This is a genomic window from Tropicibacter oceani (assembly GCF_029958925.1).
GTDB classification, from domain to species: Bacteria; Pseudomonadota; Alphaproteobacteria; order Rhodobacterales; family Rhodobacteraceae; genus Pacificoceanicola; species Pacificoceanicola oceani.
The window spans coordinates 1,007,859-1,031,623 of record NZ_CP124616.1 but is presented as its reverse complement, the minus strand read 5'-3'; the positions used below and the strand labels follow the sequence as shown (position 1 = coordinate 1,031,623).

Here is a 23,765-nt window from a genome sequence, read left to right as displayed (position 1 = left end):
GGCGATCCGGTGGGTCAGCGTTGCGGTGGTTGGCCTTGCGCGGTCGGCGGCACGGATCGCAAGGCCCGTGCCAGAAACCCCGGACCCTTTTCGCGCGCAGGGCCGTGCCAGTCCTCGTTCCTTGTGGCGATCATCGTCACTGCCAGCGCCAGGAAGGCCAGCGTCGACCCCGCAAGCAGAGCGTAATCGGCGGATTGCAGGATCAGGTACAAGACGGCGTAAACCACCACCAGGGCGATGCCCAGAACAAGCGCCCTGCGCCCCAGCTTCAACCCGATCACCCCGAACAGCGTCAACAGCGCAACCGTCGCCCCGGCGGACATCCCATAGGCCATAGCAAAGCCCAGATGCTCGGCATAACTGACCATCAGCAGCACGAAAACCGTCTGCGCAAGCCCGACAAGGATATACTGCACCGCATGGGCGGTCCGGCCGGTTCCCCGCTCGATCAGCAGGATGGTCAGAAAGGTCAGGGCGATGAACAACACGCCATAGCGGGCCGCGCGAAAGGCTTTCTGGTAAAAGTCGTTCGGCTCGATATAGCGCAGCCCGAAATGCGTGGCGCGGGCTGTCTGGTCCATGTCACTGCGCGACACCTGCGGCAGCGCCCGCGCCAGATGCGGGATCGTCCATTCGGCGCTGAAGCCATCGGCGGTGATTTCAGAGCGATCCGGCAGAAAGGCGCCATCGAATGACGGATGCGGCCAGTCGCTGACAAGCGTCACATGACTATTGCGCCCGACGGGCGCCACATGCAGCGACTGCGCGCCATTGAACCCCAACTCAAGACCAAAGGCCCCAGCTTGCCGCGGATCACCCACCGGGGCCCTTAGCCCCTGCCGGTCGGTGCGCGGCTCAAGCGCCCGTTCAGTGCCATCCACCGTCAGCCGCGCCGCCCCGCGCAGGGCGCGGTTGCTGGAGACGCTCAGGCGCAACTCGGCCTCGTCCCACAGCAGCCGTTCGTTTTGTGCGATCTGGCCCTCGGCGGCCAGCGCAGCGAAATCAAAGGCCAGAACCGCCTGCGCCTGATAGACCGGCACCCGGAAAATGCCCCGACTGCGGATCTGCGTCGATGTCTTTATCTGCGCGTCAAAGCCTTCGGGGTACAGATAGACCGGGGCGGCGCGCTGCGTGATTGTCTCTTCGAACCGCTCTACCAGATCCTTGCCGGTTTCGGGGTCGGTCATCACCACGCCGCTGACCGGATCAATCCGGGGCCGCGTCGACAGCTGCGTGACGGTTTCCTCGACCGGGATCACCAGCTGCGGCCCAGAAAGGCTCTGGGCGCCTCCCCACTCCTCGCCGACCGCTTGCAGGGTCTGCTGGGAATAGAACTTGCGGTCCTGGATGACCTGAGCCGCGAAAAACAACGGGATGAACATCAAAAGAACCAGAAAACCGACGATGAAAAACCGACGGCCGGCGGAGGGACTGACTGACTGGGGCATGGAACGCACTCTCTTGGATTGGACAATGTCCGATCCTTAGGGCTATCGTCCCCCGCCCTTTGCGCAAGAGATGTGCAGGTTTTTCGCAATGCACGCGGCATGGGTCGGCGGGCGGGCGTGGTTCCGCAGGAACAAGAGCCGCCCCGACCCTTACAAACCCGCCGCCAGCCTGACCCCCTGGTCGATCGCCCGCTTGGCGTCCAGTTCCGCCGCCACATCGGCGCCGCCGATCACATGGCAGGCCACGCCCCGTGCCTCCAGCGCATCGGCCAGCGACCGCTCGCTCAGTTGCCCGGCGCACAGCACGACCGTGTCGCAGGCGATCACCTCGGGCCGCTCTCGCGCCTCGCCATAGGACACATGCAGGCCCTCGTCGTCGATGCGTTCATAGTTCACGCCGGCCTTCATCTGAACGCCCTTCATCTGCAACCCCGCGCGGTGAATCCAGCCGGTGGTCTTGCCCAGCCGCTTGCCGGGTTTTTCGGGTTTGCGTTGCAGCAGCACCACCTCGCGCGCGGGTTTGTCCGGTTGCGGCCCCTCGGGCGCCAGCCCGGCGCGATGTTCGGCGGGGTCACTGACCCCCCATTCGCGCATCCAGTCCGGCAGGCTTTCCGTCGGGCTGTCCTTGGTCACAAGGAATTCGGCCACGTCGAACCCGATCCCGCCAGCGCCAATCACGGCCACTCGCTTGCCCACGTCGGCACGCCCGGTCAGCACGTCGACATAGCTGACCGCATGGGTTTCCTGCCCCGGAATGCCAGGATCGCGCGGAACAACCCCGGTGGCCACGATCACCTCGTCAAAGCCTTGCAGATCGTCCGCCCCGACACGGCGTCCCAATGTGACGGTGATGCCCAGATCGGCCACCATGGCGCGGAACCAGTCCACAAAGCCGTGGAACTCCTCTTTGCCAGGCACCTGTTTGGCCATGTTCAACTGCCCCCCGATTTCCGAGGCAGCGTCAAACACCGTCACGTCATGCCCGCGCTGCGCCGCCGTGATCGCCGCCGCAAGACCGGCAGGCCCCGCGCCAACTACGGCGATTTTCTTGGCCGCCTCGGCGTGCGTCACCACGATCTCGGTCTCATAGCAGGCCTTGGGGTTCACAAGGCACGACGACACCTTGCCCGCAAAGGTATGGTCCAGGCAGGCCTGATTACAGGCGATGCAGGGCGCGATCAGCGCGGCTTTGCCAGCCTCGGCCTTGGCCACGAAATCCGGATCGGCCAGAAACGGCCGCGCCATCGACACCATGTCGGCGCAGCCTGTGGCCAGCACATCCTCGGCCACCTCGGGCGTGTTGATCCGGTTCGATGTGATGACCGGGATCCCCACCTTGCCCATCAGCTTTTTCGTCACCCAGGCAAAAGCCGCGCGCGGAACGCTGGTGGCAATGGTCGGAATGCGCGCCTCGTGCCAGCCGATGCCGGTGTTGATGATCGTGGCCCCCGCTTTCTCGATCTCCTGCGCCAGGTGCACCACCTCGTCAAAACTCGATCCATTGGGCACAAGATCGATCATCGACAGCCGGTAGATCACGATGAAATCCGGGCCGACGGCCTCTCGCACCCGGCGCACCACCTCGATCGGCAGGCGGATGCGGTTCTCATACGAGCCACCCCAGCGGTCCGTGCGCTTGTTGGTATGGGCCGCGATGAACTGGTTCAGGAAATACCCCTCGGAGCCCATGACCTCGACCCCGTCATAGCCCGCCTCGCGCGCCCGCAGTGCCGCCGTCACCATGTCGGCGATCTGCTTTTCGATCCCCTCTTCGTCCAGCTCCTTTGGCGGAAACGGCGAGATCGGGGATTTGATCGCTGACGGCGCCACGCATTCCGGCCCATAGGCATACCGTCCGGCGTGCAGGATCTGCATGGCGATCTTGCCGCCCGCCTCGTGCACCCGGTCCGTCACCATGCGGTGATTGGCGATATCCTTGTCGTTGAACAGCCCTGCCGCGCCGGGAAACACCCCGCCTTCACGGTTCGGCGCCATGCCGCCCGTCACCATCAGGCTGACCCCGCCGCGCGCCCGCGTCGCATAGAACTCGGCCACCCGGTTCCAGTCTCCGGTTTCTTCCAGGTTCGTATGCATCGAACCCATCAAAACCCGGTTTTTCAACGTCGTGAAACCCAGATCAAGCGGTGCAAGCAGGTGGGGGTAATTGGACATGGCGGCCTCCCTTCGCGTGGTCGGGGGCAGAACACATCATCGGCGCTGCGCTGTCACCGTCAAACGTGGCGTCACGGGCGCTTGGGGCGGGGTTTCACCCCGTACCCCTCAAAGAACCAGCACCAGAACAACGATCGAGGCGGTCAGAAACCCGATCCCCGCATATTCCCGCCGCGTCACCGTTTCGCGGAAAAACAGGACCGAGGCCGCCAGCGACAGGATCAGCTCGACCTGCCCCAAGGCATAGACATAGGCCGCCGTCTGCAAGGTGAAGGCGGTGAACCAAGACAGTGTCCCCGCCATCGAGGTCACGCCCAGCCACAGCGCCGTTTTGCGCGCCGCCCAGACAGCGCTGATCTGACCCGGTTCGCGCCAGTGCAGCCACAGGCCCAACGCCGCCGTCTGCATCATCGTCACACAGACCAGCGACACCCCGGCCCGCAACACCGGATCGTCGCTGGGCACCGCCAGAGAGGCCGCGCGATACCCCACACCGGCCACCGCGAAAAAGAACCCCGATCCCAGCCCCAGAACCACCGCCCGGCTGCGCAGCCCGCGCCACAGGCTGTCAACCGATCCCGGCGTCCGTGACAACAGAAGCACCCCGATCAGACCGATCCCGATGGCCAGCCAGCCCCCGGCGGAAATCACCTCGCCCAGCACCACCAGCCCCAACAGGGCGGTTTGCAGCACTTCGGTCTTTTTCAGCGTGATCCCGACGGCGAAATTGCGTTCGCGGAAACACAGCACCACCAGCACCGTGGCCAGGATCTGCCCCAGCCCGCCGACAACGGTCCAGCCATAGAAATCCGCGCCCAGTTGCGGCAGTGCCGCGCCGGTCCATGCGAAATACAGCCCCACCACGACCCAGGCCGCAGGCATCGCATAAGCAAAGCGCGCAAAGGTGCTGCCCGTGGCCGAAAGCCTGCCGCTGGACAGCACCTTTTGCAGCATGAAACGCACGGTCTGAAAACTCGCCGCGCACAGGGTTGCAATGATCCAAAGCTCCATGCGCCCCGCTATGCCCGCGCTTTACGGCTTTGGCCAGAGCGGATGCGGAACCGGGTCCTTGGCACGCCAGAAATACTGTCGAAAGATCTGGGCGTAGGACCGGAATACATAGCCTTCGTTGCGGCTTTGGTATCTGCGGCGGTTGGCATAATACAGGCGCGGCAGGTGATACCACGGCACGGCGGCATGCATGTGATGGACCACGTGCAGGTTGTTGTTCAGAAAGATCAGCGCCAGCGGCCCCTTGTCCTCGATGATCACCGTGCGGCCGCGCGCCTGCTCATGGGCCTGATGTTCCAGAAAGGTGCGGATCTTGAGGATCGACAGCGCCGCGTAGGTGGCCACGCCCAGCGCCCAAAACGGCATCTGGCCCACCGCCAGCATCCACAACACGACCACCGCGACCGCAGGCACATGCAGCAGCCAGCCCAGCAGAGCCCGCTTGTCGTCCGCCCGGACCGCGCGAAGATCAGCGGCGACAAAGCTGATGGTTCCCAGCATAGGCCCAAGGACCAGCCGCCCGGCAAGCGTATTGTTTGCCCGATGCAGCGCCCTGCGCCAGCGCGGCAGCCGCGCCCAGAGTGCCGGGTCCAGATAATTGCTTTCGGGGTCGTCATAGGGGTCGGTCAGAACGGAATCCCGGTGATGCGCCAGATGCGTGTCCTTGAACCGCAGATAGGGAACCACCAGCGACAAGGCCGGAAACACCAGTACCCCGTTCCAGAACCGGGACCGGAACGGATGGCCATGCAGCATCTCATGCGTCAGCGACGAATGCAGCGCCGCCGACAGCGACACGAACACCATGCCCAGCGGCAACCACAGCGCGGCCGCCCAAGTGGTGCCAATCCCCCACAGCAGGTAACACAGCGCCAACAGCGCCAGCGTCGGCCATTCGAATGTGCGCAGCCTTTGCCCCAGACTGGCCCCGCGTGCCCGGTTCTTTTCCAATTGCCTGAATTCCCTGACCTCTTTCGCTCAGGTAACGGGAATGTGAGCCTTCGGGGAATTCCGTATTTGATTAACAAATCCACCAATGCGTGATATTTATCACCTCATGCCGCATTTGATCGACAAACGTACACGCGCCGCCCTGCTGCGCACCCGTCTGGCGCAGGCCATGGCCCGCGCAGGCAGCAACCAGACCGCCCTTGCCCGCGCGATCCAGGTGGATCGCTCGACCATTTCGCAGCTGCTCAAGGACGATGGGGCGCGCCTGCCCAATGCCCATCTGGTCGGGGCCTGCGCACAGGCGCTGGGGGTGTCGAGCGATTGGCTGCTGGGCCTGTCGGACCGGCCCGAACGCGCCGCCGACCTTCTGGCCAGTTCCATGACCGTGTCGCAAGCCCCGCGCGCCCTGATCGACGACGCCATCTTTGACTGGCACCGAGAGGCCGACGGCTACAAGATCCGCTATGTCCCCGCGACCCTGCCCGACATGCTGAAAACCCAGGCCGTGCTCGAATGGGAATACGGCCCCCACCTGGGGCGCACCCCCGAACAGGCGATCAACGCCGCGACCGACCGGCTGAACTGGATGCGCACGTCGCGTTCTGACTATGAAATCGCCATGCCGATCTATGAGCTCGACAGCTTTGCAAAGGGTACCGGCTATTACGACGGGCTGCCCGCCGCCGCCCGGCGCGAACAACTGCGCCACCTGATCGCCCTGTCCGAGGCGCTGTATCCCCGGCTGCGGATCTACCTTTTCGACGCCCGCCGCCTGTATTCCGCGCCGATCACCATTTTCGGCCCGCTGCTGGCAGTTCTCTACCTTGGTCAGAACTACCTGGCCTTTCGCGATACCGAGCGGATCAACACCTTTACGAACCACTTCGACCACCTGGTCAAAGAGGCCAGCACCACTTCGCGCGCCTTGCCCGACCACCTGCGCGCATTGGAGCAAGGGCTGCCGGGCTAGCCGGAAATCTGTTTTTTTAGGAAATGGTAAGAGGGCTGATCGTGCAAGGCGATGGCCCGCTCCAGGCAAGACAGGGCCTCGGGCTTGCGCCCCATGTCGTTCAGAAACAGCGCAAGAACCGCCAGATATCCATGGGAGTGTTTCTGACTGTCATAGATCGCGGCCATTTCCCGAAAACACTGCCGTCTAAGGGCGGATTTGCGCAACTTGAACAGAAACGATGCCCTGTGGGCGACCGGAAACAGAGCCTTGTATTTGGTATAGATCGCAAATGCGGTACGCGGTTTCCTGGCGGCAATGCCGTGCGAAATCGTGATCGCCCGGGCCGGTGCGTTGCGTCGGGTCTGCCTGACGATGTCAGCCAGTGCCACGGGGTCGTTGGACAGGGCTGCGGTAACGATGTTGCCAAAGATGGCAGTTCTGGAAACGCATTTCACGCTGCCATGCCCGGCATTCACCAGCTTCACCAGGGTGGCGTCAATGCGGTCGCAGATTTTGGTGGCGCTTTCCCAATCGCCCCTGTCTGCGGGGTCGCAGGCAACGACGTTCATCGCAGCCCCGCTATCGCGCCGGATCGCCATCCCGGAATTCAGGGCCGGATCAAAGTACTGGGAAAACCTGTGATCTTCGATTTCCTCGGGGTTTATCGAATACTGCGGGGAAAAGGCGACGGCGGCATCCAGGCCAAGACGTTTTGCGTAGTACAGGATTGCCCAGGCGCCCATGCTGAACCCATAGCCAATCCTTTTGGGGTATGGGTTTATGATCTTTCGCACGGCCTTCAGCGTGTTCGAAACCGATTGTTCCGGAAATCAGTTCTGCCTTTTGGCGACGAATCCGATCCCTGCATAGCCCAGCTTGGCAATGGGTTCTCCTGCCCAGATGTCATGATTTGGATAGGGCCGCATCATCATTTCGCTGAAGGTCACGATTACCCCTTCGTCCCTTGTGCCGGGCTGGTGGATGCACTGCAGGTGCTCGTCCTCATAAAGAAGGATGTTTTTCATGGGCGTCTTCATGGGAACGAAATTATCTCGATGCCTTCCAAGCCTTTCAGCCAGCCTTTTGGTCCAAGACTGGCTGATCATTGTGCAATCCGACTGCCAGGGTGGATCGCGCGAGACCTTGGGTAAAGCAGAAATCGCCGGGCGTCACCATGCGTTGGAACAGGTTGCCATTGGGCTTCTGCCATTGCCGCCTCAATAGGGCATCGGATGCGCCTTGTGCGCCGTGTCGATGGCCTCCAACAGTTCCTTGCTCAGGGTCAGGTCAGCCGCGCCAAGCGCATGCTCCAGCTGATCCAGATGTGTCGCCCCAAAGATTGACGAGGCGACAAAGGGCCGCCGCGCCGACCAGGCCAGCGCCATCTGTGTCGGGTCCAGCCCGAAATCGCGCGCAACATCCAGATAGGCCTGCACCGCGGGCAACACCCGGTCCGTCATCCGCCCACCCAGATCGGGGTTGTCGACGCGGCGCGACCCCTCGGGAATGCCCTGCTGGTACTTGCCGGTCAAAAGCCCCTGCGCCAAGGGCGAGAACGGCAGCAGACCGACATCCTCGTTCACCATCAGCTCGGCCAGATCGGTGTCGGCAAGACGGCACATCAGCGAATATTCGTTCTGGATCGTCATGACGCGGGGGCCGCCGACCCGCTCGGCCATCTGCAGCCACATGGCGGTGCCCCAGGCGCTTTCGTTCGACAGGCCAAAATGCCGGATTGTGCCACGCTCGACCTCGCGGTCCAGCGCGCCCAGCACGTCAGCCATGTGTTGCAAGGTATCCTCGCGGTTCTGATCCGAAGGATCGTAGCTCCAGTTCTTGCGGAACATATAGCTGCCGCGGTTGGGCCAATGCAGCTGGTACAGGTCGATGTAATCGGTCCTCAGCCGCTTGAGCGAGGCCTCGATGGTCTGCGGAAGGATATCGGCGGTGATCGGCGCACCGCCCCGCACCTGCTGGTTGCCCTTGCCGGTGATCTTGGTGGCCAGCACCCAGTCGCCGCGTCGCCCGGTCTTTTCGAACCAGCTGCCCAGAACCGCTTCGCTGCCGCCCACGGTTTCCTTTTGAACCGGGTTGACCGGGTACATCTCGGCGGTGTCGATGAAATTGATCCCACCGTCCAGCGCCCTGTCCATCTGGGCGTGAGCATCAGCCTCGGCGGTGTGGCGGCCAAAGGTCATGGTGCCCAGGCACAGCTCTGACACCTTCAGGCCCGACCGGCCCAGCAGGTTCATCCTCATCGTGTTTCTCCAATGTGTTGTCGGCTTTGCGCGTGACCATAGCTCCCTGTGCCCGAATGCCAAGCCCGACGCCAAAACGCTTGAGAACAAAATAAGAACATGTATCCTTGCCGACATGAGTCTTGCCGATCCCCTTCTGCGCCGTCGCCCGCACCGACCGCCCCCCGCGCTAAGCCTGTGGGACGAGGTCCAGCTGCCCTATGCCCGGGTGCACGAGATCTGCGGGCGCGCGCGCCGCACGCTGGCCCTGCAGATCGCGGCCCAGGCCGGGAACGAAGTGTTCTGGATCGCGCCCCCACGCGGCGGCGCGGGGCTGAACCCTGACGGCATGGTGCCGCTGATCGCCCCGGGGCGCGTGACCTTTCTGACCCCGCGCAACGCCACCGACCTGCTGTGGTGCATGGAAGAGGTGCTGCGCGCCGGCTGCGTTTCCACCGTCATCGCCGAACTGCCCGAACCGCCCCCCATGACCCCGGTGCGCCGCCTGCACCTGGCCGCCGAAACCGGCGCGGGGCTGGGCATGCGCCAGCCGCTGGGGCTGATCCTGACACCCGGACGCGGCGGCGCCGCAGGCATCGAAACCCGCTGGAGCCTGGAACCCGCACACCAGCCCGGGCGCGATGTCTGGCGGCTGGAACGGATGCGCGCACGGATGCTGCCGCCCAAGGTCTGGATGCTGGAAAACGGCAGGCTGGGCCCCGTGGCCAAGGGGCAAACGGGACCCAGCCCCGCCATGCAGGCCGTTGGCCCTGGCGGCTGACCCCGCCTGGACCGTCGCCAGCCTGCCGACCCGGGCTTAACGCAAGGTGACCCCCAAAACGACACCCCGCGTCGCTTCGAGTAGTGACATCCCCCCGCCCCGCTGCTTGTATCGCCCCATGCGCCTGATCATTTCCTTTGCCACGCTGTTCCTGTCAGTCATCCTGTTGCAGCTTTCCTCGGGGGGGCTTGGGCCGCTGGACGCGCTGTCCGGCTTTGCCCTGAACTTTTCGACCACCCAGATCGGCCTGCTGGGTTCTGCGCATTTCCTGGGCTTTTTCATCGGCTGCTGGTGGGCGCCGCGCCTGATGGGATCGGTGGGCCATTCACGCGGCTTTGCCGCCTTTACCGCGCTGGGCACCATCGGCATCCTTGGCCACGTCCTGACCGACAGCCCGCCCGCCTGGGCCGCGCTGCGCATCGCCCAGGGCATGTGCGTGGCAGGCTGCTACACCGTGATCGAGGCCTGGCTGCAATCCAAGGTCACCAACGAAACCCGCGGCCGCGCCATGGGCGCCTACCGTGTGGCGGACATCGGCGCATCGCTGGTGGCGCAACTGCTGATCTCGGTGCTCGAACCGGCGCATTACGCCTCGTACACCTTGCTGGCGATCTTCTGTTCGGCCTCGCTTTTGCCGCTGACGCTGACCCGGCTGGACCAGCCCGAAACCCCCGAGGCTCCGCGCCTGACCCCGGGCCTTGCGTGGAACCGTTCGCCCCTGGCGGTGGCCGGCGTGCTGGTGTCGGCCCTGTCGGGCGCCTCGTTCCGCATGGTCGGCCCGATCTATGGCACCGAGGTCGGGCTGGCGACATCGCAGATCGCGGTGTTCCTTGCGGCCTATGTCGCTGGCGGCGCGGCCTCGCAACTGCCGGTCGGATGGCTGGCGGACAAATTCGACCGGCGCACCGTGCTGATCTGGCTGTCGGTCGCGGCCATCGGCAGCTGCATCCTGACCGCCACCGCCACCAACCTGTCGACCGGCTGGATCATGGCCAATGCCGCGCTGTTCGGCCTGACGACCTTTCCGATCTACTCGGTCTCGGCGGCGCATGCCCATGACTTTGCCGAAACCCATGAACGGGTCGAACTGTCGGCGGCGCTGATGTTCTGGTACGCGACCGGCGCAATCGCCGCCCCCTGGATCGCCGCCCAGCTGATCCAGTGGTACGGCCCGCCCGCCCTGTTCACCATGATCGGCGTCGGCCATGCGGTGCTTGTGGTCTTTGGCATCATCCGGATGCGGGCCCGCCCCGCCGCCGAGGAACGCACCGCCTATATCTATTCGCCGCGCACCTCGTTTACCGTCGGGCGGCTGATGTCGCGGTTCCGCGAGAACAAACCAGACAAACCCGACAAGCCGTAGCGCCAAAACCCTGTTCCCCTTGCCGCGCCCTTGCGCTAAGCACCGTCCAAACCGGCAAAGAGGCGTACCATGGCACGGCACCTGATCACTTCCGCCATTCCGTACATCAACGGGATCAAGCACCTTGGCAATCTTGTGGGCAGCCAGTTGCCTGCCGACCTTTATGCCCGTTACCTGCGCGCCCGCGGCAACGAGGTGCTGTTCCTTTGCGCCACCGACGAACACGGCACGCCCGCCGAACTGGCCGCCGCCAAGGCCGGCAAACCGGTGGCCGACTACTGCGCCGAAATGTGGCAAGTGCAGGCTGACATCGCCAAGGGGTTCCGGCTGAGCTTTGACCATTTTGGCCGCTCGTCCAGCCCGCAAAACCACAAGCTGACCCAGCATTTCGCCGGCAAACTGGCCGAAAACGGCCTGATCCGCGAAGTCACCGAACAGCAGATGTACTCCAAGGAAGATGGCCGTTTCCTGCCGGATCGTTACATCGAAGGCACCTGCCCCAACTGCGGGTTCGACAGCGCCCGCGGCGACCAGTGCGACAACTGCACCAAGCAGCTGGACCCGGTCGACCTGATCAACCCGCATTCAACCATTTCCGGCAGCACCGATCTGGAAATGCGCGAGACCAAGCACCTGTACCTCTGCCAGTCGCAGATGAAGGACCAGCTTGAGGAATGGATCGACAGCAAAACCGACTGGCCAATCCTGACCACCTCGATCGCCAAGAAATGGCTGAACGACGGCGATGGCCTTCAGGATCGCGGCATCACCCGCGATCTCGATTGGGGTGTGCCGGTGATGAAGGGTGATGACCCCTGGCCCGGCATGGAGGGCAAGGTGTTCTACGTCTGGTTCGACGCCCCCATCGAATACATCGCCTGTGGCGCCGAATGGGTCGAGGCGGGCAAGGGCACCGATTGGGAACGCTGGTGGCGCACCGACAAAGGCGCCGACGACGTGCGCTATACCCAGTTCATGGGCAAGGACAACGTGCCCTTCCATACCCTGTCGTTCCCGGTCACGATCCTTGGCTCGGGCGAGCCGTGGAAGCTGGTCGATTACATCAAGTCGTTCAACTACCTGAACTATGACGGCGGCCAGTTCAGCACCTCGCGCGGGCGCGGGGTCTTTATGGATCAGGCGCTTGAAATCCTGCCCGCCGACTACTGGCGCTGGTGGCTTCTCAGCCACGCGCCGGAATCCTCGGACAGCGAATTCACCTGGGAAAACTTCCAGACCTCGGTGAACAAGGATCTGGCCGATGTGCTGGGCAACTTTGCCTCGCGCGTGACCAAGTTCTGTCGCTCGAAATTCTCCGAAGCGGTTCCGGCGGGCGGCACCTATGGCCCGCGCGAAGACCAGCTGATCGCCGATCTGACCGCGAAAATCCGCGAATACGAAGGCCATATGGAGGCCATCGAGGTCCGCAAATCCGCCGCCGCCCTGCGCGCGGCCTGGGCCCTGGGCAACGAATACCTGCAAGAGGTCGCGCCCTGGACCACCTTCAAGACCGATCCCGATCAGGCCGCCGCGCAAATCCGTCTGGCCCTGAACCTGATCCGGCTTTACGCGGTGATCTCGGCCCCCTTCATCCCCGATGCCTCGGCCGATCTGCAGGCGGCCATGCAATCGGACGTCACCGACTGGCCCGACGACATCGCCGCCGCGCTGTCTGTCATGCCCGAGGGCCACGCCTTTACCGTGCCCGAAGTCACCTTCCGCAAGATCACCGATACCGAGCGGGAAGAGTGGCAGGAACGCTTTGCCGGGGTGCGCAGCTGACCTTTGACCAAGGCGTAGATCAGGGCCGGATCACCAGCTTTCCCTTTACTTCGCCCATCCCGGTGCGCCGCAATGCGCCCGGGACCTCGGACAGGGGCAACACGCCCTCCAGATGCGGGGCCATGCGCCCCTCGACGACCATCTGTGCCACGCGCTGTGTCAACGCGCGCCCCGATGGCACCATCAACATCCCGATGGATTTGCCGCGCAGGCGATAAGCCACGCCACCAAAAACCAGCGCCAGCAAGACGCCGACATTGCCCCCGACCGCCTTGTAAACGCCGCCGGACTGCAACGCCCGCGCAATCCGGTGCGGCCCGCGCGTCGCGACCATATCCAGAATGCGATCCCATTTCTCGCCGCCATCGGCCCAGTCGCGCTGGCGATAGTCGATGACCTCATCCGCGCCCAGCGATCGCAGCCAATCCAGCTTGCCACTATTGTCGACTGCCGTGACATGCGCCCCCGCCGCCTTGGCCAGTTGCAGCGCCATGGTCCCTGACCCGCCGCCCGCGCCATTGATCAGCAGGCGCATGCCCGGTGCTAACCCTTCGGTCCCGGCCACCGCAATGCCCCCGGCCTGCGGCAGACAGGCGGCGATATCGTCCGGCAACAGGTCAGGCACCGCAACCGCATGCGCCGCCGGAACACAGGCGTATTCGGCAAAGCCGCCGCGCGTCATCACGAAATCGCCCATGATCCTGTCGCCTGGCGCGAACCCGGTCACACCGGCGCCCAGCCTGTCCACCAGACCGACGATATCGGACCCCAGAACCGGCTGCTTTGGCCGCCACAACCCACCCACCATCCGGGCATAGTAGGGCGATCCCACAAGGTATTCCCAATCCGACAGGTTGACCGCACAGGCCGAAACCCTGACCCGGATCTGCCCCTTGCCCGGCTCGGGCATCGGGCTGTCCTCCAGCCGCAATTGCTCTGGCCCGCCGTAATGCGTGTGAACGATTGCCTTCATATCCGCCCCCCCTTTCACCGCCCCACCATAGGCCACACCCCACCCCGGCACATTGTCCAAGGTCAACGCACGATTGACAGCCCCTGCGCCCCTTGCTACGCCGCGCGCCTTATCCAAAGGGGACACAGCATGGCACGCAAGCGCAAGGGTCGCGACATTTCCGGTTGGCTTGTGGTCGACAAACCCGCTGGCATCACTTCGACCGCCGTGGTCAACAAGGTGCGTTGGGCGCTGGATGCCAGGAAGGCCGGCCATGCCGGCACGCTGGACCCCGAGGCGACGGGCGTTCTGGCCATCGCCCTGGGCGAGGCTACCAAAACTGTCCCCTACATCACCGACGCGCTCAAGGCCTACCGCTTTACCGTGCGCCTTGGACAGGCGACCAATACCGACGACACCGAAGGCGAGGTGATCGCAACCAGCGATCTGCGCCCCACGGATGATCAGATCAAGGAAGCCCTGCACCAGTTTGTCGGCGACATCATGCAGGTGCCGCCGCAATTCTCGGCGGTGAAAATCGACGGCGAACGCGCCTACAAACGCGCCCGCGACGGCGAGGAAATGGAAATCGCCGCCCGCCCCCTCTGGGTCGAGGAACTGGTGATGACCGACCGCCCCGACGCCGACCACGTCGAGCTGGAAATGACCTGTGGTAAAGGCGGTTATGTCCGGTCCATCGCGCGCGATCTGGGCAAGGTTCTGGGCTGTCACGGCCACGTGCTGACCCTGCGCCGCATCTGGTCCGGGCCATTTGATGTCGAGGACGGGATCAGCATTCAGCAGATCGACGAACTGGCCAAGACCCCGGCGCTGAACGCCTATATTCGCCCGCTCGAACAAGGTCTTGCCGACCTGCCCGAGCTCAAGGCCACCCCCGAAGGCGCAACCCGCCTGCGCAACGGCAACCCCGGCATGGTCATCGCCTCGGACGTGGAATACGGCGACGAGGCATGGGCCTCGCTCGACGGTCAGCCCATCGCGGTCGGCGTCTACAAGGCAGGCGAATTGCATCCCACCCGGGTTTTCGTGCAGGCGCAGGACTAGGGCGCTGACGGGACGGCGGGCGGGGCGCCTTTCGGCACAGCCGAAACAGCGCCGCGCGACGTCCTAGCGCAGCATCTTCAGCCAGCGGGTCAGTGCGTCCAGCGATTCGGGCTCATCCAGAAACGGGATATGCCCACGGTCCGGAACCTCAACAGCGATCATGTCGGGGCGGCGTTTGCGCATCTCTGCGAAACAGGCTTCGGACAGCAGGTCCGAATTCGCCCCCCGGATCGCACACAGCGGCAGCCCAGCCAGCGCATCGAACAGCGGCCACAGGTCCGGCGCAGGCTGGGCGCCGCCGCCCAGCACCGCATCACGCAGCTTGGGATCATAGGTAATCTGCAACCCCTCCGGACCCTCGCGATAAAGCATTTTGACTTCGTCCAACCACCGCCCCTCGGGAAGGTTTTGAAAGGCAGTCAGCGCCGCCTGCCGTTTGGTCGCGGCTTCCTCATAGGTTTTCCATCGCGGCTGTTTCCCAAGGTAATCCTTGATCACCTCAAGCCCGGCATCGGCAATCTCGGGCCCGATATCGTTCAGCGCCACCCCCAGCAGCCGGTCCTTGACCGTCGCCGCCAGCACCATGGCAATCAGCCCCCCGCGCGAGGTGCCCAGAACTGCCGCCTTGTCGATCCCCAGATGGTTCAGCAGCTCGACCGCATCGCGCCCCTCGACCGGGATCTGGTAACTCTGATGCGGGGCCCAGTCCGATTGCCCCCGCCCGCGATAATCCATCCGGATCAGCCGCACGCCCTTCAGGTGCGGCGCGACATAGTCGAAATCATGGGTGTCCCGCGTCAACCCGGCAAGGCACAGCACCGGCAGTCCTTCGCCTTCGTCCAGATAGTGCAGGGCAACCCCGTCAGAGGCAAAGAAACGCGGCATCAGACAAGCTCCGGAATGGTGGTCAGATCAGAAAGTACATGGGCGGGTTGCGCCATCAGCCGATCCATCGGCAGGCCCGCCCGGTTCACCCAGACGGTTTGAAACCCATAGCCCGCAGCACCCGCCGCATCCCAGCCGTTGGACGACACGAACAGCACTTCGTCCGGGGTACAGCCAAAGCGCGCCCCGACCATGTCGTACACCGCGCGCGCCGGTTTGAAGATGCCGACCTCTTCGACCGACAAAACCGCGTCCAGATACAGGCCCACGCCCGAATGATCCACGGCCCCCTCCAACATGTCCTTTGACCCGTTTGACAGGATCGCGCAGGCCAGCCCGCGCGCCTTGAGCGTGGCCAGCATCATCGGCACTTCCTTGTAGGCGGCCAATTCCCAGTACAGCGCCAGCAGGCGTTCGCGCAGTTCCGGATCATCAAGGCCCGACCGCTCCATCGCCCAGTCCAGCCCGTCCATGGTGACCTGCCAGAACGGCACGTAATCCCCGGTGACCGCCCGCAGCCAGCTGTATTCCAGCTGCTTGCGCCGCCAGTCCTCGGCCAGGTCCGGCCAGACCTTGGCCAGGGCCTCGCGCCCCGGCTCGGCGGCGGCGATGCGGGCCGCTGCCGCCACGTCGAACAACGTGCCATAGGCGTCGAAAACACAGACCTTGATTGCCATCCGCTTGCCCCATTCCCTTGCGCAACTTTGCGCCAACCTGACACGCGGCACCGCCCGCGAAAACCCCCCTTTGCCGCCTGTTTGCAATCACCGGCCACAGGCATTACCTTACAACCAACCGCACAAGAGCACCCGGTAAGCCCCGGCCTCTTACATGAACCCCCCAAACAATTCGGAGCATTCCCTATGACGCAGGCTAAATCCGGCGACACCGTTCGCATTCACTACACCGGCACCCTGAACGACGGCAGCACCTTTGACAGCTCGGCCGGCCGTGACCCGCTGGAATTCCAGATCGGCTCGGGTCAGGTCATTCCCGGCTTTGACAGCGCCGTTTCCGGCATGACCGTCGGCGAGAAAAAGCAGGTCGAAATCCCCGCCGATCAGGCCTATGGCCAGCCCAACCCGCAGGCCATGCAGGCGGTGCCGCGCGCGGAAATCCCGGCCGACATCCCGCTCGAGGTCGGCACCCAGCTTCAGGTTCAGACACCCACCGGTCAGGTCATGCCCGTGACCGTCACCGAAGTGACCGAAACCGAAGTCACGCTTGACGCCAACCACCCGCTGGCTGGCAAGGACCTGACGTTTGACATCGAACTGGTCGAAATCGCCTGATCCCATCTGGCCCCTCAGGGCCGACATACCATGACGCAGGGCGGGGGTTTCCCCCGCCCTTTTCATTTGTCGCGCGGCGTCCAGTCCGCCGCATGGGCCCCGCGCCTGCGCAATCGCAGCGCCAACCCCAGCGCCACGCCGACACCGATCGCCACGGTCAGATCGGCCACCACCGTCAGCACCATGGTCAGCGCCAACAGGCCCAGATCGGCGCGATCCATCCGCAGGTAGCTGGCCCATTTGTCCGGCTCGCTCATGTTCCAGGCGGTCAGGATCAGCAGCCCGGCCAGCGCGGGCATCGCCAGGTATCCGGCCAGGGGCGCCGCCACCAGCATCACGATCAGGATCACCAGCGCATGCACGATCCCCGCCACCGGGGTGCGCCCCCCGGCGCGCACATTGGTGGCCGTCCGGGCAATCGCTCCGGTCGCGGGCAACCCGCCGAACAGGGCCGACCCGATGTTCGCCGCGCCCTGCGCCAGCACCTCGGCGTTGGGTCTGTGCCTGCCGCCGATCATCCGGTCCGCAACCATGGCCGACAACAGCGATTCGACCCCTGCCAGAAAGGCGATCACAAAGGCCGAGGGCAGCAATTCGATCACCCGCGCCCATGTCACCTGCGGCAGCATGGGGCGCGGCAGCGTCGCGGGCAAATCGCCAAAGCGCGACTGGATCGTATCCACCGGCAACCCCAGCGCCGCGACCATGGCCGAGGTCACTCCGACCGCCACGATCAACCCCGGCAGCCGTGGAAAGGCCCGGCGCAACACGACGATGCACACCATCGTGGCCAGACCAATGCCCAGCGCAGACAGGTTCAGACCGCCGCGCGCCGCCCACAGCGCCCCGATCTTGGCAAAGAACTCGGCAGGCAGACCTGCGCCCCCCAGCCCCATCAGATCCCCCAGCTGACTGGTCGCGATGATCACCGCGATCCCGATGGTAAAGCCGTTGATCACCGGTTCGGGCACATAGGACACAAGGTTGCCCGCACGCAGCCAACCCGCCACCAGCAGGATGATCCCCGCCATCAGCGTCGCCAGCACCAGCCCGTCATAGCCATGCGCCTGAATGACGCCAAAGACCACGACGATGAATGCCCCAGTCGGCCCGCCGATCTGCACCCGGCAGCCGCCCAGCAACGAGATCAGGAAACCGCCGACAATCGCCGTGACCAGCCCCTTGGCCGGATCGGCCCCCGAGGCAATGGCGATGGCCAGACTCAAAGGCAGGGCCACCATGGCAACACTGATCCCCGCCAGCGCATCGGCCAGCAAGGCGCGCCCTGAATAACCGGGCAAAGTTTCCAGAATCTGGGGTTTCATGCCCCAGCGTTACGCCCGCCAAAACCGCCGCGCAAAGGAAAACCGCATCGGCTCTTTCCGCGCTGGGTCCAACCCGCTAGTTTGGCCAAAAATCAGGGAGGATCGCACATGCATATGGCAAATCTGGACGGGTTGCGCCTGCACTACCGCATCGACGGACCAAAGGACGGCACGCCGGTGGTCTTTGCCAACTCGCTTGGCACCGATTTCCGGCTGTGGGATCAGATCCTGCCGCTGCTGCCGCAAGGCCTGCGCATCCTGCGCTTTGACAAGCGCGGCCATGGCCTGTCGGACTGCCCCAAGGGCCCCTATTCCATGGGCCAATTGATCAGCGACACCGAAAAGCTGATGGATCACACTGGCTTCAAGGACGCGATCTTTGTCGGCCTGTCGATCGGCGGGATGATCGCGCAGGGGCTGGCGACCAAGCGGCTGGATCTGGTGCGCGCCGTGGTGCTGTCGAACACCGGCGCCAAGATCGGCACGCGCGAGATGTGGGCCGAACGCATCGACGCGGTGAACGCCGGAGGCCTTGCGGCCGTCGTTGACCCGACCATGCAGCGCTGGTTTTCCGCGCCCTTCCACAAGACCGACCAATTCCACGCCTGGCGCAACATGTTCCTGAACTGCCCGGCCGAGGGCTGGACCGGCTGCGGCGCGGCCATCGCGGGCACCGATTTCTACAGCACCACCGCCTCTCTGCGCCTGCCCGCGCTGGGGATCGCGGGCACCGAAGACGGTTCGACCCCGCCCGATCTGGTGCGTGAAACCACTGATCTGATCCCCGGCTCGGACACCAAGGTGATCCGCGGCGCAGGCCATCTGCCCTGCGTGGAAAAGCCCGAGGAATACGCCGCCATCCTGACCGAGTTCCTCAAGGCACAGGGCGTCTGAGGCACGTGGCGCGTTTTCTTTTGATCCATGGCGCCTGCCACGGCGCATGGGCCTGGCGCGACGTGATCCCGGCGCTTGCCGCGCTGGGGCATGACGCCCGCGCAATCGACCTGCCCAGCCACGGGCAGGACGACACGCCCCCGGATCAGGTCACGCTGGACCTTTATGCGCAGGCGATCCTTGATGCGCTGGACGGCCCGACAATCATCGTCGGCCATTCCATGGGCGGCTACCCGATCAGCCGCGCGGCGCAGATCGACCCTGCGCACATCACGCGCCTTGTCTATGTCTGCGCCTATACCCCCTGGCCCGGCCTGACGCTGGCCGACATGCGCCGCCTGTCGGATCACCAGCCGCTGGTGCCCGCCATCCGCAAGGCCCCGGACGGCGTGACCATGACGTTTGATCCAGCCATGTCACCGGACCTGTTCTACCACGACTGCCCGCCCGAAACCGTCGCCTTTGCGCTGGGCCACCTGTCGCCGCAGCCGATCAAGCCGATGGAAACCGTGCTGCCGGACGATGCCCGTGTCACCCCGCCGCGCAGCTACATCCTTTGCCGCGACGACCGCGCCATTCCGCCCGAATTGCAGGACAGGATGGCCGCCAAGCTGCCACCGCAGGACGTTTATGAAATGCCAACCTCGCATTCGCCCTTCTTCGCTGACCCGGCGGGGCTGGCGCAAAGGCTCGACATGATCGCCCGCGCCACCTAAACCCGCGGCAACCAGACGAGGACCCCCATGCCTGCCACCCCCTTCGACAGCGCCCATTTGCACCCGCTTTTCCCAACCGGCGATGTCGCGCGCCTGTTCTCGGACACCGCCGAGGTCCGCGCCATGATGCTGGTCGAAGGCACGTTGGCGCAGGTTCAGGCGGCCCATGGCGTGATCCCCGAAGTGTCGGCCAAGGCGATCCACCGCGCCAGCCTCGAACTGCAGATCGACCCCGGCGGGCTGGCGCAGGCCACCGGCGAAAACGGCGTGTCCACCCCCGCCCTTGTCGCCGCCTTCCGCAGCCTGATGCAGGCGCCGGAACACGCGCAATACCTGCACTGGGGCGCGACCTCGCAGGACATTCAGGACACCGCGCTGATGCTGCGGCTGCGGCAGGCCTTGGCACAGTTCGAAACCCTGTTGACCGGCACCCTGACCGGACTTGGCGCGCTGGCCAAGGCCCATGCGGAAACGCCCATGGCCGCCCGCACCTATGGCCAGCACGCCACGCCGACCACCTTTGGCGCGCAGGTCGCACAATGGGGCTGGCCCCTGCTGACCGCCCGAAACACCCTGCCCGAGTTGAAGCAAACCTGCCTTCTGGTCTCGTTGTCCGGCGCGGCGGGCACGGCGTCGGCGCTAGGCCCCGACCCGGCCGCGATCCGCGCCGATCTGGCCGCGAAACTGGCCCTGCACGATCCCGGCCATAGCTGGCACGGCGACCGCACCCCGATCCTGCGCCTTGCTGACTGGATGACCCGCGCCACGCTGGCGGCAGGCAAGATGGGGCAGGACCTGATCCTTGCCACCCAATCGGGCATCGGCGAAATCACTCTCGGCGGCACCGGCGCCTCCTCGACCATGCCGCAGAAACAGAACCCCGTGGCCCCTTCGGTGCTGGTCGCGCTGGCGCGCCACGCGCAGGGCCTGAACGCCACGCTTCAGGGCGCGGCCATTCATGCCCAGCAACGCGACGGTGCCGCCTGGTTCACCGAATGGCTGACCCTGCCGCAACTGGTCCTGACCTGCGCTGCCGCGCTGACCCATGCCCAAACCCTGGCCCAAAGCATCGAAGCCGACGCCCAAGCCATGCGCACAACCCTCGACGCCACCGGCGGTCTCATCCTGGCCGAGGCGCTGTCCTTCGCCCTTGCCACGCAGATGCCCCGCCCCGCGGCCCAAACCGCCGCCAAGGACCTGTGCAACACGGCCCGCGATACCGGACAACCGCTGGAACAGATCGCCCGCGCCGCCTATCCCGACCTGCCCGCCGACCTCTTCGACACCGCCCGCCAGACCGGACAGGCCCCGGCCGAGGCGCGCGGCTTTGCCAAGGCTGTGACCGAAAGCTGATCCGCGCAAGGGCGCGCGCCGCCACGTCACTGTCGTTTTCCGGCTTGCAAGCCCCCCTTGCCCGGCGCACCCTGCCCGCAAAAGATCAGGGAGGGAATGGCATGACCACAGTAAAGGCCGCCGTGTGCACCGGTTTCGGCGCACCGCTTGAAATCGAGGACCTGCACCTGCGCGCGCCGACAAGGGGCGAGGTCGAAGTCACCCTCGAAGCGGTGGCCATCTGCCATTCCGACATTTCCTATGCGGACGGCGCCTGGGGCGGCGACCTGCCCGCCGTCTACGGCCACGAGGCCGCCGGCCGCATCTCGGCCCTTGGCGATGGCGTCACCGGCTTTGCCAAAGGCGACCGCGTCGTCGTCACCCTGATCAAGTCCTGCGGCAGCTGCGCCAATTGCGCCACCGGCAAACCCACGATCTGCGAAGGCGCACAGCCCGAACCCTCGCCCCTGACACGCGCCGACGGAACGCAAGTGGTCAAGGCGATGAACTGCGGCGCCTTCGCCGAACGCGTCGTCGTGGACAGCACCCAGATCGTCAAGATGCCCGACGACATGCCCGCCGAAAGCGTCGCCCTGATGGCCTGCGGCGTGATCACCGGCATCGGCGCGGTGCTGAACGCAGGCCGCCTGCGCCCGGGCGAAGACGTGGTTGTCATCGGTGCCGGCGGTGTCGGCCTGAACGCCATTCAGGGCGCGCGCATCGGCGGCGCCCGCCGCATCGTCGCCGTCGACATGAGCCCGGAAAAACTCGACGACGCCATGGAATTCGGCGCCACCCACGGTGTCCTTGCCACCTCGGGCGAACCATGGAAACAGGCGTTCAAGGCACTGGGGCGCGGCGCGGACATCGTCGCCGTCACCGTCGGCGCGATCCCGGCCTACAACGACTCGCTGCGCTATCTGGGCTGGGGCGGCCGCATGGTCATGGTCGGCATGCCCGCCTCTGGCGCCATGGCCGAATACGAACCGGTCGTGCCCGCCTACATGAGCCAACAGATGATCGGGTCGAAAATGGGAGACGTGGTGATCCAGCGCGACATCCCCTGGATGGCCGACCTCTACCGGCAGGGCCGCCTGAAGCTCGACGAACTGGTCTCGAACCGCTGGCGGCTCGACCAGATCAACGAGGCCATCGCCGACACCAAAACCGGCAAGGCCCGCCGCAACGTGATCCTCTTCGACAAATAGCATCGCGGCTGTTTCCGTTTGCCCGAAATATCCCGGGGGGTCCGGGGGGCCGAGCCCCCCGGCCGGGGGGGGGGGGGGGGGGGCCGCGCCGCCCCCCCCCCCCCCCCAAGCGATCCGAAAACCCCACCCCAAAGGAGCGCACGACATGAAACTGCAAGACCTCGACATCATCGTCACCGCCCCACCCGCGCCGGGTTGGGGCGGGCGCTACTGGATCCTCGTCAAACTCACCACCGCCTGCGGCATCACCGGCTGGGGCGAATGCTACGCCGCCTCTGTCGGCCCCACCGCCATGCAGGCCGTGATCCGCGACGTGTTCGAACGGTATTTCCTGAACGAAAACCCCGAAAACGTCGAACGCATGTTCCGCCGCACCTATTCGAGCGGCTTCACCCAGCGCCCCGACCTGACGGTCATGGGCGCTTTCTCGGGCCTCGAAATCGCCTGCTGGGACATCCTTGGCAAACAGCGCGACCGCCCCGTCTGGGCGCTGATCGGCGGGCTGATGAACGAGCGTATCCGCGCCTACACCTACCTTTACCCGCTGCCCAAACATAAAATGGCCGATTTCTGGACCAGCGCCGATCAGGCCGCCGAGGCCGCCGCCGATTGCGTGGCGCGCGGCTACACCGCCGTGAAATTCGACCCCGCAGGCCCCTACACCATGCGCGGTGGCCACCAGCCCGCCATGTCCGACATCACCCGCTCTGTCGCTTTTTGCAAAGCCATCCGCGAAGCGGTGGGCGACCGCGCCGACCTGCTCTTTGGCACCCACGGCCAGTTCACCACCTCAGGCGCCATCCGCCTTGGCCAGGCGATCGAGCCCTATAGCCCGCTGTGGTTCGAAGAACCCATTCCACCAGACAACCTGCTGGAATTCCAGCACGTCGCCCAGGCTGTCCGCATTCCCGTCGCCACCGGCGAACGCATGACCACCCGCGCCGAATTCGCTACCGTCCTGCGCAGCGGCGGCGCCAAGATCCTGCAACCCGCCCTTGGCCGCGCCGGTGGCATCTGGGAGGCCCGCAAACTGGCCGCCCTTGCCGAAAGCTTCAACGCCGAAATGGCCCCGCATCTGTACGCAGGTCCCATCGAATGGGCCGCCAACATCCAGCTGGCCGCCGCCATTCCCAACCTGCTGATTGCCGAAACCATCGAAACCCCGTTCCACGACGCGCTGATCAAAAGCACGATCAAGGTCGAAAACGGCTATGTCACCGCCCCGCAGGCCCCCGGCCTTGGCATCGACGTCGACGAAGCCCTGGCCCGCGCCCATCCTTACACCGGCACCGGGTTGCACCTTGAAATGCAGGATGCGCCCTGCAATTACGCCGAAGGCAATGATTTCCAGGGCGGCGCGCCGGCCAGCGATCCGTGATCTCGCCTTTTGCCTTTCGCC

General features: G+C 65.1%; 22 protein-coding genes. 11 read left to right on the top strand and 11 right to left on the bottom strand.

All coding sequences use genetic code 11. The annotated features are described in order from the left end of the window. Nucleotides 1-14 precede the first annotated feature (14 nt). The 4 genes from creD to QF118_RS04880 form a co-directional block, all read right to left on the bottom strand. Nucleotides 15-1,448 carry a cell envelope integrity protein CreD gene (creD, locus tag QF118_RS04895; protein WP_282301524.1) on the bottom strand — a complete coding sequence of 478 codons (1,434 nt, stop codon included), beginning with the start codon at nt 1,446-1,448 and terminating at the stop codon, nt 15-17. A 150-nt stretch (nt 1,449-1,598) separates the two neighbouring features. Further along, a complete protein-coding gene (locus QF118_RS04890; protein WP_282301522.1) occupies nt 1,599-3,620 on the bottom strand; it encodes an NADPH-dependent 2,4-dienoyl-CoA reductase in 2,022 nt (673 codons plus the stop codon). Between the two features lie 108 nt (nt 3,621-3,728). Beyond that, nucleotides 3,729-4,631, bottom strand: a complete 903-nt coding sequence (locus QF118_RS04885) for an EamA family transporter (protein WP_282301521.1) — start codon at nt 4,629-4,631, stop codon at nt 3,729-3,731. A gap of 21 nt (nt 4,632-4,652) precedes the next feature. Continuing rightward, nucleotides 4,653-5,582 (bottom strand): fatty acid desaturase, encoded by a 930-nt coding sequence (locus QF118_RS04880; protein ID WP_282301520.1) that lies wholly within the window; start codon nt 5,580-5,582, stop codon nt 4,653-4,655. Between the two features lie 106 nt (nt 5,583-5,688). Here QF118_RS04880 and QF118_RS04875 point away from each other — a divergent pair, with 106 nt between their 5' ends. After that, the gene (locus QF118_RS04875; RefSeq protein ID WP_282302410.1) at nt 5,689-6,552 is read left to right on the top strand and encodes a helix-turn-helix domain-containing protein; all 864 of its coding nucleotides are present in this window, start codon (nt 5,689-5,691) and stop codon (nt 6,550-6,552) included. Here QF118_RS04875 and QF118_RS04870 read toward each other — a convergent pair. The 3 genes from QF118_RS04870 to QF118_RS04860 all read right to left on the bottom strand — a co-directional run bounded on the left by QF118_RS04870 (nt 6,549) and on the right by QF118_RS04860 (nt 8,792). Next, the gene (locus QF118_RS04870) at nt 6,549-7,133 is read right to left on the bottom strand and encodes a hypothetical protein (protein WP_282301519.1); all 585 of its coding nucleotides are present in this window, start codon (nt 7,131-7,133) and stop codon (nt 6,549-6,551) included. The genes QF118_RS04875 and QF118_RS04870 overlap by 4 nt on opposite strands. A gap of 231 nt (nt 7,134-7,364) precedes the next feature. Beyond that, on the bottom strand, nt 7,365-7,559 hold the full coding sequence (locus QF118_RS04865; RefSeq protein WP_282301518.1) for a hypothetical protein: 195 nt from the start codon (nt 7,557-7,559) through the stop codon (nt 7,365-7,367). A gap of 192 nt (nt 7,560-7,751) precedes the next feature. Further along, the gene (locus tag QF118_RS04860) at nt 7,752-8,792 is read right to left on the bottom strand and encodes an aldo/keto reductase (protein WP_282301517.1); all 1,041 of its coding nucleotides are present in this window, start codon (nt 8,790-8,792) and stop codon (nt 7,752-7,754) included. A 115-nt stretch (nt 8,793-8,907) separates the two neighbouring features. Between QF118_RS04860 and QF118_RS04855 the strand changes: the two genes are divergently transcribed. From QF118_RS04855 to metG, 3 genes are all read left to right on the top strand, one after another. Beyond that, nucleotides 8,908-9,552 carry an ImuA family protein gene (locus tag QF118_RS04855; RefSeq protein WP_282301516.1) on the top strand — a complete coding sequence of 215 codons (645 nt, stop codon included), beginning with the start codon at nt 8,908-8,910 and terminating at the stop codon, nt 9,550-9,552. A gap of 118 nt (nt 9,553-9,670) precedes the next feature. Beyond that, complete coding sequence (locus QF118_RS04850; RefSeq protein WP_282301515.1) at nt 9,671-10,915, top strand: MFS transporter; 1,245 nt, start codon at nt 9,671-9,673, stop codon at nt 10,913-10,915. Nucleotides 10,916-10,984: 69 nt separating this feature from the next. After that, nucleotides 10,985-12,697, top strand: a complete 1,713-nt coding sequence (metG, locus tag QF118_RS04845) for a methionine--tRNA ligase (protein WP_282301514.1) — start codon at nt 10,985-10,987, stop codon at nt 12,695-12,697. Between the two features lie 19 nt (nt 12,698-12,716). On the opposite strand, the gene QF118_RS04840 is transcribed toward metG, so the two are convergent. After that, the gene (locus QF118_RS04840; protein WP_282301513.1) at nt 12,717-13,670 is read right to left on the bottom strand and encodes an NAD(P)-dependent alcohol dehydrogenase; all 954 of its coding nucleotides are present in this window, start codon (nt 13,668-13,670) and stop codon (nt 12,717-12,719) included. A 129-nt stretch (nt 13,671-13,799) separates the two neighbouring features. Between QF118_RS04840 and truB the strand changes: the two genes are divergently transcribed. After that, nucleotides 13,800-14,714, top strand: a complete 915-nt coding sequence (gene truB / locus QF118_RS04835; RefSeq protein WP_282301512.1) for a tRNA pseudouridine(55) synthase TruB — start codon at nt 13,800-13,802, stop codon at nt 14,712-14,714. 63 nt (nt 14,715-14,777) lie between these two features. Here the strand turns inward: truB and QF118_RS04830 are convergent, their stop codons facing one another. Further along, complete coding sequence (locus QF118_RS04830) at nt 14,778-15,599, bottom strand: alpha/beta fold hydrolase (RefSeq protein ID WP_282301511.1); 822 nt, start codon at nt 15,597-15,599, stop codon at nt 14,778-14,780. Further along, on the bottom strand, nt 15,599-16,276 hold the full coding sequence (locus QF118_RS04825) for a haloacid dehalogenase type II (protein ID WP_282301510.1): 678 nt from the start codon (nt 16,274-16,276) through the stop codon (nt 15,599-15,601). Before QF118_RS04825 ends, QF118_RS04830 begins: the two co-directional genes overlap by 1 nt. 186 nt (nt 16,277-16,462) lie before the next feature. Here QF118_RS04825 and QF118_RS04820 point away from each other — a divergent pair, with 186 nt between their 5' ends. Further along, complete coding sequence (locus tag QF118_RS04820; protein ID WP_282301509.1) at nt 16,463-16,891, top strand: FKBP-type peptidyl-prolyl cis-trans isomerase; 429 nt, start codon at nt 16,463-16,465, stop codon at nt 16,889-16,891. Nucleotides 16,892-16,953: 62 nt separating this feature from the next. Here QF118_RS04820 and QF118_RS04815 read toward each other — a convergent pair whose 3' ends face one another. Beyond that, on the bottom strand, nt 16,954-18,216 hold the full coding sequence (locus tag QF118_RS04815; protein ID WP_282301508.1) for a SulP family inorganic anion transporter: 1,263 nt from the start codon (nt 18,214-18,216) through the stop codon (nt 16,954-16,956). Nucleotides 18,217-18,324: 108 nt separating this feature from the next. Between QF118_RS04815 and pcaD the strand changes: the two genes are divergently transcribed. From pcaD to QF118_RS04790, 5 genes are all read left to right on the top strand, one after another. After that, nucleotides 18,325-19,110 carry a 3-oxoadipate enol-lactonase gene (pcaD, locus tag QF118_RS04810; protein WP_282301507.1) on the top strand — a complete coding sequence of 262 codons (786 nt, stop codon included), beginning with the start codon at nt 18,325-18,327 and terminating at the stop codon, nt 19,108-19,110. Between the two features lie 5 nt (nt 19,111-19,115). Further along, nucleotides 19,116-19,826 (top strand): alpha/beta fold hydrolase, encoded by a 711-nt coding sequence (locus QF118_RS04805; RefSeq protein WP_282301506.1) that lies wholly within the window; start codon nt 19,116-19,118, stop codon nt 19,824-19,826. Between the two features lie 27 nt (nt 19,827-19,853). Then, nucleotides 19,854-21,179, top strand: a complete 1,326-nt coding sequence (locus QF118_RS04800) for a lyase family protein (protein ID WP_282301505.1) — start codon at nt 19,854-19,856, stop codon at nt 21,177-21,179. Nucleotides 21,180-21,280: 101 nt separating this feature from the next. Next, complete coding sequence (locus tag QF118_RS04795; RefSeq protein ID WP_282301504.1) at nt 21,281-22,366, top strand: Zn-dependent alcohol dehydrogenase; 1,086 nt, start codon at nt 21,281-21,283, stop codon at nt 22,364-22,366. A 145-nt stretch (nt 22,367-22,511) separates the two neighbouring features. Next, nucleotides 22,512-23,744, top strand: coding sequence for a mandelate racemase/muconate lactonizing enzyme family protein (locus QF118_RS04790; protein WP_282301503.1), 1,233 nt, complete (start codon nt 22,512-22,514; stop codon nt 23,742-23,744). Nucleotides 23,745-23,765: the final 21 nt, after the last annotated feature.